We start from the raw sequence: 13856 nt of genomic DNA on the forward strand, positions 1-13856 counted from the left end.
ACCGACGACGACGGCGCCGCACCCCCGAGGGGATGCGGCGCCGTCGTCGTCCGCGGTCGCGGTCGCGGTCGGTCAGACCGTGGGCACCGGCGGCGTGCCGTCGTCCGAGGCCGGAGCCTCGCCCGTCGCGGACAGGCCCTCGACCGGCGGCTGCGCGTCGGCGGACTGCGGCAGGACGGCCGCGTCGGCCGCGTCACCGAACGGCGTGCCGTCGACGGGCGACTCGTCCGCATCCGGTGCCGCGTGCGCGGGCGCCTCGACGGGCGTGAGGTCGGCCGGGTCCTGTCGCAGGCGCAGCCAGAGGCCGGCCAGCGGCGGGAGCGTCAGCTCTGCGGAGGCGGGACGGCCGTGCCAGCCCTCGTCGCCCGCGTGCACGGCGCCGAGGTTGCCGACGCCGGATCCGCCGAACTGCTCGGCGTCCGTGTTGAGGATCTCCTCCCACACGCCCGCCTGCGGCAGCCCCAGCCGGTAGCCCGAGATGGGCGCGCCGGAGAAGTTGTGCACGACGGCGACCTGGTTGCCCTCGCGGTCGCGACGCAGGAACGCGAGGACGTTCTGCGCCGCGTCCCCGGCGTCGATCCACTCGAAGCCCGCGGGGTCGTTGTCGAGCGCCCAGAGGGCGGGCGTGTCGACGTAGGTGCGGTTGAGGGCGCCCACGAGGTCGAAGAGGGCGCGGTGCACGGGCTGGTCGAGGATCCACCAGTCGAGGCCGCGCTCCTCGCTCCACTCGGACGGCTGGCCGAACTCCTGGCCCATGAAGAGGAGCTGCTTGCCCGGGTGCGACCACATGAACGACAGGTAGGCGCGGACGTTGGCGAGCTTCTGCCAGTGGTCGCCCGGCATCTTGCCGACGAGCGAGCCCTTCCCGTGCACGACCTCGTCGTGGCTGATGGGGAGGAGGAAGTTCTCGGTGTACGCGTAGACCATCGAGAACGTGATCTGGCCGTGGTGGTGGGCGCGGTACATGGGGTCGACGGCCGAGTAGTCGAGCGTGTCGTGCATCCAGCCCATGTTCCACTTGAGGCCGAAGCCGAGGCCGCCCTCGCTCGTGGGGCGCGTGACGCCGGGGAAGCTCGTGGACTCCTCCGCGATCATCACGATGCCGGGGTGGGTGCGGTACGCCGTGGCGTTGACCTCCTGCAGGAAGCTGATCGCCTCGAGGTTCTCGCGGCCGCCGTGCACGTTCGGCAGCCACTGGCCCTCCTCGCGGGAGTAGTCGAGGTAGAGCATCGAGGCCACGGCGTCGACCCGGAGGCCGTCGATGTGGAACTCCTCGAACCAGTACAGGGCGTTCGCGACGAGGAAGTTGCGGACCTGCGAGTGGCCGAAGTCGAAGACCAGGGTGCCCCAGTCCTGCTGCTCGCCGCGGCGCGGGTCGGTGTGCTCGTAGAGCGGCTGGCCGTCGAACTGCGCGAGCGCGAACACGTCCTTGGGGAAGTGCGCGGGGACCCAGTCGACGATGACGCCGATGCCGGCCCGGTGCAGGGTGTCGATGAGGAACTTGAGGTCGTCCGGGCTGCCGAAGCGCGAGGTGGGCGCGTAGTAGCCGGACACCTGGTAGCCCCACGAGCCGCCGAAGGGGTGCTCGGCGAGCGGCAGGAACTCGACGTGCGTGTACGCGAGCTCCTGCAGGTAGGCGACGAGCTCGCCGGCGACCTCGCGGTAGCCGAGGCCGGGGCGCCAGGATCCGAGGTGCATCTCGTAGACGCTCATGGGGGAGTCGTGCGGGTCGCGGGCCGCGCGCTGCTCGAGCCACGCGCCGTCGTCCCACGTGTAGTCGCTCGTCTCGACGCGCGAGGCGGTGGCGGGCGGGACCTCGGTCATGCGGGCCATGGGGTCCGCCTTCTCGATCCAGCGGCCGTCCTGCGTGAGGATCTCGAACTTGTACGAGACGCCGGGCTCGACGCCCGGGACGAACAGCTCCCAGACGCCGTTCGCGTCGAGGCGGCGCATCGCGTGCTGCACGCCGTACCAGCCGTTGAAGCCGCCGATGACGCGGACGGCGCGGGCGTGCGGCGCCCAGACAGCGAACGAGACGCCCGGGTAGGTCCGCGCGACGCCCCAGTGCTCGCGGTGCTGGGCGCCGAGGACGTCCCAGAGGCGCTCGTGGCGCCCCTCGCCGAAGAGGTAGAGGTCGAGGTCGCCGACGGTGGGGAGGAAGCGGTAGGGGTCCTCGGCGGTCCAGGTGCCGCCGTCGCCGTAGCGCGCCTCCACCTGGTAGTCCTGCAGGCCGAGCACGTGCGCGCCCTGCCAGACGCCGTGGCCGAGGTGGGCGAGCTCGACGCGGGCGCCGGTCGAGAGGACCACGGCGACGCCGTCGGCGAGCGGGCGCAGGGCCCGGACGACGACGAGGTCGTCGCTCACGCCGTCGATCGCGACCGGGTGCTGGCCGAGGATCGAGTGGGGGCCCGAGTGGACGCCCTCGGCGACGGCGCGCAGGTCGTGGTCGGCCACCTCGGGGAGGCGGACGGGGTCGTCGGAGCGGGCGGGCGCGTCGGCCTCCGGGGCCGGGTCCTCGACCGGGGGCACGACGACGTCGGCACCGACCTCGGGGCGGGCCTCGGCGGCGGGCGGCACGACCACGTCGGCGCCGTCCCGGATGTCCGCGGCGCTCTCGTCGCGGGGGTCCTGCTGGGGGGTGGTGTCGGTCATGTCCGTCATCCCTTCGATGCGGTCGGAGTGACGCGGAACACGTGCACGGGGTGCGTGAACGCGTCGAGTCGGACGAAGTTGGAGGTGGACCAGGTGTAGACGTCGCCCGTGAGGAGGTCCTCGACCTCGAACACGGCGTCCTCGGCGAGGCCGAAGCGCGTGGGGTCGAGGTACACCTGCGTCTCGCGCGCGGAGTGCGGGTCGACGTTCGCGACCACGAGGATCGTGTCGGCCTCGCCCGTGCCGGTGTGCTCGGCCGCGAGGTGCTTGGAGTACACGAGGATCGAGTCGTCGTCGCTCCAGTGCACGTCGAGGTTCCGCAGCTGGCGGAGCGCGGGGTGCTGGCGGCGGATCTCGTTGAGGCGCGTGATCTCCGGCGCGATGGATCCGCCGAGCTCCTCCTGGCGGGCCCAGTCGCGCGGCTTGTACTCGTACTTCTCGTTGTCGATGTTCTCCTCGGCGCCGGGGCGCGCGACGTTCTCGATCAGCTCGTAGCCGGAGTAGATGCCCCACGACGGCGACGCGGTCGCCGCGATGGCGGCGCGGATCCGGTACGCGGCCCGCCCGCCGAACTGCAGGTACGGCGTGAGGATGTCGTGCGTGTTCGCGAAGAAGTTCGGGCGCAGGTAGTCGCTCGTCTCGTGGCTGACCTCGGTGAGGTACTCCTCGAGCTCCTTCTTCGTGTTCCGCCAGGTGAAGTACGTGTACGACTGCTGGAAGCCGATCTTGGCGAGCGTGCGCATCATCGCGGGGCGCGTGAACGCCTCGCTGAGGAAGATCGCGTCGGGCTCGTCGCGCATCACCTGGTGGATGAGGCGCTCCCAGAACACGAGCGGCTTGGTGTGCGGGTTGTCGACGCGGAAGATCTTGACGCCGAGGCCGAGCCAGACCCGCATGACGCGGAGCATCTCGCGGTACGAGCCCTCCGGGTCGTTGTCGAAGTTCAGCGGGTAGATGTCCTGGTACTTCTTCGGCGGGTTCTCGGCGAAGGCGATGGACCCGTCGGGGAGCGTCGTGAAGAGCTCCGGGTGGGTCGTGACCCAGGGGTGGTCGGGCGAGGCCTGCAACGCGATGTCGATCGCGAGCTCCATGCCGTGGTCGGCGACCGCGCGGACGAACTCGCGGAAGTCGTCCACGGTGCCGAGCTCGGGGTGGACGGAGTCGTGCCCGCCGTCCTCGGAGCCGATGCCGTACGGCGATCCCGGGTCGTGCGGTCCGGCGGTCAGCGTGTTGTTCGGGCCCTTGCGGTTGGTGCGGCCGATGGGGTGCACCGGCGGGATGTAGACCACGTCGAAGCCCATGTCGCGGATCGCGGGGAGGCGGCGCGCCGCGGTGGCGAAGGTGCCGCTCGTCCAGGAGCCGTCCTCGTGCTCGACGGCGCCCTCGGAGCGGGGGAAGAACTCGTACCAGGAGCCGACGGCCGCGCGCTCGCGCTCGACGACGATGGTGCGCACCGGCGACGGGGTCACCAGGCTGCGGACGGGCACGCGGTCGATGGCGGCGAGCACCTCGGGGGAGGTGGCGACGGCGAGGCGCTCCTCGGCGGTGCGGGCGGTGTCGGCGATGCCGGCGAGGGCGTCGCGGAGCACGCGCTGGTCGTCGGCGCCGCGGGCGTCGTCGGCGGCGGCGCGCTCGAGGACCTCGGCGCCGAGGGCGAGCATCACGTCGACGTCGAGGCCCGCGGGGACCTTGATCTCGGCGTTGTGCAGCCAGGTGCCGAAGTCGTCGGACCACGCGCTGACGCGCCAGGTCCAGACGCCCTGCGTCTCGAGCTGGGCCGTGGTGACCCAGCGGTCGAGGCCCGGCTTCGTCAGGTCGAGCGCCATGCGGTGCGACGTGACGGCGCCCGACGGGTCGGTCAGCTCGACGTCGGCGCCGATCAGGTCGTGGCCCTCGCGGAAGATGGTGGCGCCGAAGGGCACGACGTCGTGGACGAAGCTCTTGGCGGGCCAGAGGTCGTCCTCGATCTGCGGGGTGAGCGACAGGATCGGGATGCGGCCGATGACGGGGACGTAGTCGTCGTCGTCCGCGGCGGCGGGGGCGGGGGCAGAGGCGGCAGGCGTCGGCTCGGCATCGACCTCGGCGGCCGGGGCGGCGTGCCGGGGCGCGGCGGCAGGTGCCGGTGCGGAGGCCGGCGCGGGCTCGACGTCGGCAGCGTGCGCAGGAGCGGCGGAGGGCGCCGAGTCCGCGGCGGCTTCGGGCACGGCGGGCGCGGAGGCCTCGGGCACAGCCGGCGCCACCGGGACGACCGGCGTCGCGGGGATCACGGGCGCCTCGGGTGCCGGCGCCTCCTGTGCGGGCACCTCGGGGATCAGCGGGGGCCGCGGCTCGGGCGGCTTCTGGGCGTCCTGGAGCTTCTGGGCCTTGGCGAGCTTGCGGGCTGCACGGCCGCGCACCGGGCGGGGGAGGGGATCGGGTCCGTCCTGGGGTGTGGTCACTGTTCGACCGTAGCCCGTGCGCCCGGCGCCTGTCGCTCGACGCGGCGGCGACGGACGCCGTTCGGACGACCGCCGCCCGCCCGACACCGCCTGTCCGGCCGGGTGCCGTCCGGGTCGGGGACCCTGGTGCCGAGCACCCCGCGCCCCTAGGCTCGGGTCCCATCCGCGCGGGTCCGCGCGCTGCATCTCGGTCCGAGGGAGTCCCGTGAAGGCCATCCGCAGGTTCACCGTCCGCGCCGTCCTCCCGGAGGAGCTGTCCGCATTGGACGAGCTCGCCGGCAACCTGAGGTGGTCCTGGTACGAGCCCACCCGCCGCGTGTTCGCGCACGTGAGCCCGGAGCTCTGGGAGGGGACGGGACACGATCCCGTCGCGCTGCTCGGCGCCGTCGACCAGGACCGGCTCCGCGAGCTCGCCGCCGACGAGGGCTTCGTCGCGTGGGCGGAGGAGCAGCGCGCCGATCTCCGCGCCTACGTGCGGGAGCCCCGCTGGTACCAGTCCCTCGAGGGGGACGTGCCCGAGGCGATCGGCTACTTCTCGCCCGAGTTCGGGATCGCCGCCGCGCTGCCGCAGTACTCGGGGGGCCTCGGCATCCTCGCGGGGGACCACCTGAAGAGCGCGTCCGACCTCGGGGTCCCGCTCGTGGGCGTCGGCCTCTTCTACCGCTCGGGCTACTTCCGCCAGGGGATCTCCTCCGACGGCTGGCAGCAGGAGACGTACCCCGTCTTCGACCCGGACGGCCTGCCGCTCCAGGTGCTGCGCGACGCCGACGGGGCGCCCGTGCACGTCGAGCTGGGCCTGCCCGCCGGCCGCACGCTGCACGCGCGCGTCTGGACGGCGCGCGTCGGCCGGATCCCGCTGCTGCTCCTCGACACGGACGTGCCCGAGAACGACGACGACCTCCGCGGCGTCACCGACCGCCTCTACGGCGGCGGCGGCGAGCACCGGCTGCACCAGGAGCTGCTGCTCGGCATCGGCGGGGTGCGCGCGATCGCGGCGCACTCCCGCGTCACCGGGTCGCCCGTGCCGCGGGTGTTCCACACCAACGAGGGCCACGCGGGCTTCCTCGGGCTCGAGCGGATCCAGGCGCTCATGGCCGACGGGCTCGACTTCGACGAGGCGCTGCAGGTCGTGCGGGCCGGCACGGTCTTCACGACGCACACGCCCGTGCCCGCGGGCATCGACCGGTTCGACGTCGGGCTCGTCCACGCGCACGTGACCGACGCCCTCCTGCCGGGCGTGCCCGCCGACCGCGTCCTGGAGCTCGGCGCGGAGGCGCACGACGGCGGCGACCCGGGCGTGTTCAACATGGCGCTCATGGGCCTCCGCCTCGCGCAGCGCGCCAACGGCGTCTCGCAGCTGCACGGCGAGGTGAGCCGCGGCATGTTCGCCGGGCTCTGGCCGGGGTTCGACACCGAGGAGGTGCCGATCACGAGCGTCACCAACGGGGTGCACGCGCCCACGTGGACGGATCCGATGCTCATGTCCCTCGCCCGCGAGCGGCTCGGCACCTGGGACACCACGGAGGCCGACTGGTCGGATCCAACAGTGACCGACGGCGACCTGTGGGACGTGCGCGGGCGCATGCGCCGCCAGCTCGTCGCCGACGCCCGCCGACGCGTCACGCGCGCCTGGCGCGAGCAGAACCCGGGCGCGGTCGAGCCGGCGTGGCTCGAGGACGTGCTCGACCCCGAGGTGCTCACCATCGGCTTCGCCCGGCGCGTGCCGACCTACAAGCGCCTGACGCTCATGCTCCACGACCGGGAGCGCCTCCGCCGGATCCTCACCGACCCGGACCGGCCCGTGCAGATCGTCGTGGCCGGCAAGTCGCACCCGGCGGACGACGAGGGCAAGCGCCTCATCCAGGAGCTCGTGCGCTTCGCGGCCGAGCCGGAGATCCGCGGCCGGCTCGTGTTCCTGCCCGACTACGACATCGGCATGGCGCAGCTGCTCTACCCGGGCACCGACGTGTGGCTCAACAACCCGCTGCGGCCGCTCGAGGCCTGCGGCACGTCCGGCATGAAGGCGGCGCTCAACGGCGCGCTCAACCTGTCGATCCTCGACGGCTGGTGGGACGAGTACTTCGACGGCGTCAACGGCTGGGCCATCCCGTCCGCCGACCGGGCGCACGACGGCGCCGAGCGCGACGCGATGGAGGCGACCGCGCTCTACGACCTCATCGAGAACCGCATCGCGCCGCGCTTCTACGAGCGCGACGCCGACGGCGTGCCCGCGGGCTGGGTGCACGACATCCGGCACACGCTGCGGACGCTCTCGCCCGAGCTCAGCGCTGACCGCATGGTGCGCCAGTACGTCGAGCGGCTGTACGTGCCGGCGGGCCGGGCGCAGCGGATCGTCGCCGCCGACGATCACGCGCGGGCCCGGGAGCTCGCCGCATGGCGGGGACGGGTTGCGGCCGCCTGGCCGTCCGTGCAGGTCGCGCACGTCGAGTCCGAGGGCGTCGCGCAGCAGGCGCAGGTGGGCGACGAGCTGCGGGTCCGCGCCTGGGTCGCGCTCGGCGGGCTCGACGTCGACGACGTCACCGTCGAGGTCGTGCACGGGCGGACGGGCGACGGCGACGTGCTCACGGACGTCGTGCGCCACGCGCTCGCGCCCGTCGGCGGATCCGGCGGCCAGCAGGAGTACGTCGGCACCGTCCCGCTCGCGAGCGCCGGTCCCTTCGGCTACACCGTGCGCGTGGTGCCGCGGCACGAGCTGCTGGCGTCGAGCGCGGAGCCGGGGCTGGTCGCGGTCGCGAGCTGACGCGGGCGGGCGGGCGCGCGTCCTCGCGCTCCCGCCCGCGACGCTCCCGTGGGCCGGGCCGGGCCGGGCCTGGCCTGGCCGGGTCAGGCCGGCGTCGCGGTGAGCTTCGCGGCGAGCACCTCGGCGAACCGCGCGTACCCCTTGTCGTTCGGGTGGTTGCCCGGGCCCATCCAGCCGTACGGGTCGGACGCGCCCTCGCCCACCATGCGCGGGATGTGGGCGCCGATCTCGAACACGTCGGCGAGCGGATCCACGGACGCCGCGTCGCGCAGGGCCCCGATGTAGTCGGCCCAGGTGGTCCCGGGGATCGGCAGCGTCGTGCGCTCGTACGGCGGCGTGAAGAGGATGGGCGCCTCGCTCGTCGTGCGGATCAGCTCGATGAGCACGGCCGCGTCGGAGCGCACCTGCTCGGGCGTGCGGACAACCACGTCGTTGATGAGGTGCTCCGGCATCCACAGGTCGAGCTCGAAGCGCGGGGCCGAGCGGATCCACGTGCTCACGCCGTCCGGCCGCGCCTTCTCCGAGAGCTGCCAGAGCTGCGAGCCCGAGTTGCCGCCCTCGATGACGTGGACGCCGCGGTCCTCGTCGCCGTCGAACAGCCACGCGCCCTCGAGCTCGGGCCGGCCGCCCGCCCACGCCACCTCGATCGTGTGCTCCGCGGAGTCGAGCGCCGGGCTCGTCCAGGTGAGGGACCCGCCCGCCTCCGCGCGCACGGTCTCGGGCGCGCCGTCGTCGACCGCCACCGTGATGGCGGCGTCGAGGCCGGGTGCCCACCAGCAGACCCGCGCCGAGGTCATGCGCGCGGTGTACGTGCCGGGGCCGGACGCCTTGGTGAGCGGGACGACGCGGCGCCCCCAGCCGTGGCGGCCGCCCGGCTCGGGCTGCCCGGCGAAGCGGAAGCCCTGGTCGGCGGGGACCGTGATCTGGTGCCGGGACGCGACGTAGTCGAGCCCGCCGCGCGCGCCCGACGGGTACGCGCCCCGCAGCCGGTCGCGGAGCTGGGCCGGGTAGGCGTGCTGCAGGGTGGACGCGCCCTGCCCCTCGGTGATGCTGTCGCCGAGGACGCCGACGGTGAGGCGGCGCTCGCGCACGCGGTCGCGCAGCGCGTAGAAGCCGGCGAGCGCGTCGTCGGGGGCGTAGGTCATGGGGGCGATGGGCGGGCCGCCGGACGCCGTGACGGGCGGGGCGGCCGGGTCGCCGGGATCCGGGGAGGGGGTGCCGGATGCGCTCGCCGTGGGGTCGGTCGGGCGCGGGGTGGTCGTGCAGCCGGCGACGGCGGCGACGGCCGAGAGCGCGGCGAGGCCCCCGCCGGCGACGAGCGCGCGGCGGGTGAGGGTGCGGCGACGGGCGGGGCCGTCGGGGTCGGCGGGCGGGGCGGGGGACTCGTGGGTCACGGGCGGCGTCCTCGGTCTCGGGCGCGGCGGGCGCGGCGGATCGTGCGGGCCCGTCCAGGAGAGCACACGAGCGGCGGGGGACGCGAACCCGCCGCGGCCCCCGTCCGGGTCGGACGCCGTGACAGCCGCGTCTGATCGCGTCGGCCCCCGTCCCCGTCCGGCCCGCTGCGCTCAGCCGGCGCGGTAGATCCGCAGCGCCGGCCCGTCGACCTCGACGCGGTCGCCGGGCGCGTCGTCCGCGGTCACGACCTCGGGCCGCTCCCACTCGCTCGTCCACAGCAGCCGCCAGGAGGTCACGCCGTCGTGCACGGGCAGCGTCACGGCCTGGCGGGTCTCGAGGCCGTGCACCACGACGAGCACCGTGCTCGGGTCCTCGGTCTCGGGGGTGGAGGTGGAGATCCACTGCAGCGTGCGCGTGGCCGTGGACTCCCAGGCGGCGTCGGTCATGGGCGCGCCGTCCGCGTCGCGCCAGGCGAGCACGGACGCGCTCGGCACGTGCGCGTCGGGCGCGGCGTAGCGCACGGGCCGGAGCGCGGGGTTCTCCCGGCGGATGCGGAGGAGGTGCCGCGTGGTCGCGTGCAGGTCGAGCCGCCACGCGTCCTCGTCCCAGTGCAGCCACGTGGCCTCGTTGTCGAGGCAGTAGCCGTTGTTGTTCCCGCGCTGGGTGCGGCCGCGCTCGTCGCCCATCGTGAGCATGGGGACGCCGGCCGACACCAGGAGCGTCGCGAGGAGGTTCCGCGAGGTCCGGCGACGGGCGGCCAGGACGGCGGCGTCGCGCGTCGGCCCCTCCACCCCGTGGTTCCAGGAGCGGTTCGTGTCCGTCCCGTCGCGGTTGGACTCGCCGTTGCCGCTGTTGTGCTTGCGGTCGTACGAGGTGAGGTCGGCGAGCGTGAACCCGTCGTGGGCCGTGACGAAGGACACCGACGCGAGCGGCCCGCGCTCGGCGGCGAACGTGCCCGAGGATCCGGCCAGGCACGACGCGAGCGCCCCGACGCCGTTCGGCGCGCGCCCGGAACGGCGGGCCTCGCCGACGTCCGTGAGCCAGAAGTCGCGGACGCGGTCGCGGTAGCCGTCGTTCCACTCGCTCCAGCCGGATCCGAACCCGCCGGTCCGCCAGCCGCCCATGCCGACGTCCCACGGCTCGGCGATCATGAGGAGGCCCTGGAGCGCCTCGTCCTCGACGATGGCGCGGAGGAGCGGGTGGTCGGGGTCGAAGTCGACGTGCTCGTCGCGGCCGAGGGTCACGGCGAGGTCGAACCGGAAGCCGTCCACGCCCATCACGTCGGACCAGTGCTCGAGCGAGTCGAGCACGAGGCGCTGCGCGTCCGGCCGGGACAGGTCCACTGTGTTGCCGCAGCCGGTGACGTCGATGGGCGTGCCGTCCGGCGCGTGCCGGTAGTAGCGGGAGCCGTCGATCCCGCGGAGGCTCGTGACGGGCCCGTCCGCGCCCTCTTCGGCCGTGTGGTTGTACACGACGTCCAGCACGACCTGGATCCCGGCCGCGTGCAGCGCGTCGACCATGCCGCGGAACTCGGCGGCGACGGCATCGGCCCCCGCGTCGCGCGCGCGACGGGTGGCGTAGGGCGCGTGCGGCGCCAGGTAGGCGAGCGTGTTGTAGCCCCAGTGGTTGATCCGGCCCTGCGCGCGCAGCCGCTCCTCGCTCGTGGACGCGTGCACGGGCAGGAGCTCGACCGTCGTGATCCCGAGGTCGACCAGGCGCGCGACGGACGCCTCGTGCCCCAGGCCCGCGTACGTGCCCCGGAGCTCCTCCGGCAGCCGCTCGTCGAGCTTGCTGAACCCCCGGACGTGCAGCTCGTAGAGCACCTGCCGGTCGCGCGGCACGTCGGGTCGCGCGGCGCGGCGGGCGGCGCGCTCCGCCGCGGGCACGTCGCTCGTCACGACCGAGCGCCACGCGGCGGGGCCGACCTGCACGAGGCCGCGCGCGTACGGGTCGATGAGGTGCCGGGTCGGGTCGAAGGAGTCGCCGGGCGCGGGGTCGCCGTCGACCCGCACGGAGTACGCCGTGCCCGGCACGAGCCGCGCGCTGGATCCCGTCCACACGCCGCCGTCGCCGCGCTCCATGGCGACGACCTCGGCCACCCGCCGGGGGTCGTCGACGGCCGAGACGGTGAGCTCCACGGCGGACGCGCCGTGGCTCACGAGGCGCAGCGTGCCGCCCTGGTCGGAGAGCGTCAGCCCCAGGGGCTCGGGCGATCCGGGGCGCGGCATGCGACCTAGGCTAGGGCCATGACGGTGTACCTCGACCACGCCGCGACCACCCCGATGCGGCCCGAGGCGATCGCCGCGCTCGCCGGGGCGCTCACCCTGGTGGGGAACCCGTCCTCCATCCACTCGCACGGCCAGGAGGCGCGGCGCGTGCTGGAGGAGGCGCGCGAGGGCATCGCCCGGGCGCTGGACGCGGATCCCGTGGAGGTCGTGCTCACCTCCGGCGGCACGGAGGCCGTGAACCTCGGGATCAAGGGCCTGCACGGCGCGCGCGTCGCGGAGGATCTCCGGCGCACCCGGATCCTCGTGCCCGACGGCGAGCACCACGCCACCGTCGACACGGTCGCGTGGCTCGAGCGGCGCGGGGCCGTCGTGGAGCGGCTCCCGATCGACGCCCTCGGACGCATCGAGGTGGACGCCGTGCGCGCCGCGCTCGCCGCGGACCCCGCCTCGGTCTCCCTCCTCACCTTCCTCGCCGCGAGCAACGAGGTCGGCACCATCCAGCCCGTCGAGGAGCTCGCCGCGCTCGCCCGCGCGCACGGCGTGCCCGTGCACGTCGACGCGGTCGCGGCCCTCGGGCACATGCCCGTCCCGTTCCGCCGCTGGCGCGACGCGGGCGTCTCCGCGGTGAGCGTCTCGGCGCACAAGGTCGGCGGGCCGGTCGGCGTGGGCGCGCTCGTGCTCGCGCGGCAGGCCCGGGTGGACGCGCAGATCCACGGCGGCGGCCAGCAGCGCCAGGTCCGCTCGGGCACGCAGGACGCCGCCTCCGCGGTCGCGTTCGCCGCGGCCGTCACGCTCGCCGTCGCCGAGCTCGACGCCGAGAGGATCCGGCTCCGGGCCCTCCGCGACCGCCTCGTGGCGACCGCGCTGCGCGACGTCCCGGGCGCCGTGCTCCGCGGCGACCCGGACCCCGCCGGCCGCCTCCCCGGCAACGCGCACCTCACCTTCGCCGGCTGCCAGGGCGACTCGCTGCTCCTCCTCCTCGACATGGCGGGCGTCTCGGTGAGCACCGGGTCCGCGTGCCAGGCCGGCGTGCCCGAGGTCTCGCACGTGCTCCTCGGCATGGGCGTCCCCGAGGACGAGGCCCGCGGCGCGCTCCGCTTCACGCTCGGCCGCACGACCACCGACGCCGACGTCGACGCGCTCCTCGCGGCCCTCCCGGACGCCGTGGCGCGGGCCTCGCGGGCGGGCCTCGCGGGCCGGGCGGCGCGTAGGCTCACGGGGTGAAGATCCTCGCAGCGATGAGTGGCGGAGTCGACTCCGCCGTGGCCGCCGCCCGCGCCGTCGACGCCGGGCACGACGTGACGGGCGTGCACCTCGCGCTCAGCCGGATGCCGGGCACGCTCCGCACCGGATCCCGCGGCTGCTGCACGATCGAGGACTCGATGGACGCCCGCCGCGCCGCGGACCTCCTCGGGATCCCGTTCTACGTGTGGGACTTCTCCGAGCGCTTCGCCGCCGACGTCGTCGACGACTTCGTCGCCGAGTACCAGGCGGGCCGCACCCCGAACCCCTGCATGCGCTGCAACGAGCGGATCAAGTTCGCCGCGCTCCTGGAGAAGGCGCTCGACCTCGGCTTCGACGCGGTCTGCACGGGCCACTACGCCGACGTGATCCCGGGCCCCGACGGCCGGCCCGAGCTGCACCGCGCGGCTGCGTGGGCGAAGGACCAGTCGTACGTCCTCGGCGTGCTGACGGCCGAGCAGATCGCGCACTCGTACTTCCCGCTCGGCTCGACGCCCTCGAAGGCGGAGGTGCGCGCGGAGGCGACGGCGCGCGGGATCCAGGTGGCGCAGAAGCCCGACAGCCACGACATCTGCTTCATCCCGGACGGCGACACCCGCGGCTGGCTCGCCGACCGCGTGGGGGCCGCGCCCGGGGACATCCTCGACGGCGCGGGTGCCGTGATCGGCACGCACGCCGGCGCCGCGGCCTTCACGGTCGGGCAGCGGAAGGGACTCGCGATCGGCACGCCCGCGGCCGACGGGCGCCCGCGGTTCGTGCTGGAGATCCGGCCGAAGGACAACACGGTGGTGGTGGGGCCGCAGGAGGCGCTCGCCATCCGCGAGATCGCCGGATCGTCCTTCAGCTGGGCGGGGACGCCGCCCACGCGCCCCGACCAGCCGTTCGACTGCGACGTGCAGATCCGCGCCCACGCCGACCCCGTCCCCGCGCGCGCCGCGGTGTCGGTGGTCGACGGCAGGGTGGAGCTCGTGATCATTCCGCGAGAGCACCTGCTCGGCGTCGCCCCCGGGCAGACCGCCGTCGTCTACGCCGGCACGCGCGTGCTCGGCCAGGTCACCATCGACCGCACCGTGAGCGCCGTCGCCGACGCGCGGCCGCCCGCGCGATCCGACCTCGTCGGCGCGACGGCGGGGGAGTGAC

7 protein-coding genes are annotated in these 13856 nt (G+C 74.7%); 3 read left to right on the top strand and 4 right to left on the bottom strand.

What is annotated here, in order from left to right; all coding sequences use genetic code 11:
• Window positions 1-72: 72 nt before the first annotated feature.
• Together glgB and ACT7CP_RS06905 are read right to left on the bottom strand one after the other, a co-directional pair.
• Complete coding sequence (glgB, locus tag ACT7CP_RS06900) at window positions 73-2661, bottom strand: 1,4-alpha-glucan branching protein GlgB (RefSeq protein ID WP_445443861.1); 2589 nt, start codon at window positions 2659-2661, stop codon at window positions 73-75.
• Entirely contained in the window at window positions 2658-4955 is a 2298-nt protein-coding gene (locus ACT7CP_RS06905) for an alpha-1,4-glucan--maltose-1-phosphate maltosyltransferase (protein WP_445443968.1), read from the bottom strand. The genes glgB and ACT7CP_RS06905 overlap by 4 nt, the downstream gene beginning before the upstream one ends.
• Before the next feature lie 340 nt (window positions 4956-5295).
• Between ACT7CP_RS06905 and glgP the strand changes: the two genes are divergently transcribed.
• Complete coding sequence (glgP, locus tag ACT7CP_RS06910; protein WP_445443862.1) at window positions 5296-7851, top strand: alpha-glucan family phosphorylase; 2556 nt, start codon at window positions 5296-5298, stop codon at window positions 7849-7851.
• 83 nt (window positions 7852-7934) lie between these two features.
• Here glgP and ACT7CP_RS06915 read toward each other — a convergent pair whose 3' ends face one another.
• On the bottom strand, window positions 7935-9245 hold the full coding sequence (locus tag ACT7CP_RS06915; RefSeq protein ID WP_445443863.1) for an SGNH/GDSL hydrolase family protein: 1311 nt from the start codon (window positions 9243-9245) through the stop codon (window positions 7935-7937).
• Between the two features lie 171 nt (window positions 9246-9416).
• Window positions 9417-11474, bottom strand: a complete 2058-nt coding sequence (locus ACT7CP_RS06920) for a glycogen debranching protein (protein WP_445443864.1) — start codon at window positions 11472-11474, stop codon at window positions 9417-9419.
• Between the two features lie 18 nt (window positions 11475-11492).
• Here ACT7CP_RS06920 and ACT7CP_RS06925 point away from each other — a divergent pair, with 18 nt between their 5' ends.
• Complete coding sequence (locus tag ACT7CP_RS06925) at window positions 11493-12698, top strand: cysteine desulfurase family protein (RefSeq protein WP_445443865.1); 1206 nt, start codon at window positions 11493-11495, stop codon at window positions 12696-12698.
• Window positions 12695-13855, top strand: coding sequence for a tRNA 2-thiouridine(34) synthase MnmA (mnmA, locus tag ACT7CP_RS06930; protein ID WP_445443866.1), 1161 nt, complete (start codon window positions 12695-12697; stop codon window positions 13853-13855). The genes ACT7CP_RS06925 and mnmA overlap by 4 nt, the downstream gene beginning before the upstream one ends.
• Window position 13856: the final 1 nt, after the last annotated feature.

The organism is Clavibacter rahimiani (assembly GCF_052654495.1).

Excerpts from the sequence above, each read along its gene's own strand:
- glgB (WP_445443861.1), bottom strand. The coding sequence starts at position 2,661 with ATGACGGACATGACCGACACCACCCCCCAGCAGGACCCCCGCGACGAG.
- ACT7CP_RS06920 (WP_445443864.1), bottom strand. The coding sequence starts at position 11,474 with ATGCCGCGCCCCGGATCGCCCGAGCCCCTGGGGCTGACGCTCTCCGAC.
- ACT7CP_RS06925 (WP_445443865.1), top strand. The coding sequence starts at position 11,493 with ATGACGGTGTACCTCGACCACGCCGCGACCACCCCGATGCGGCCCGAG.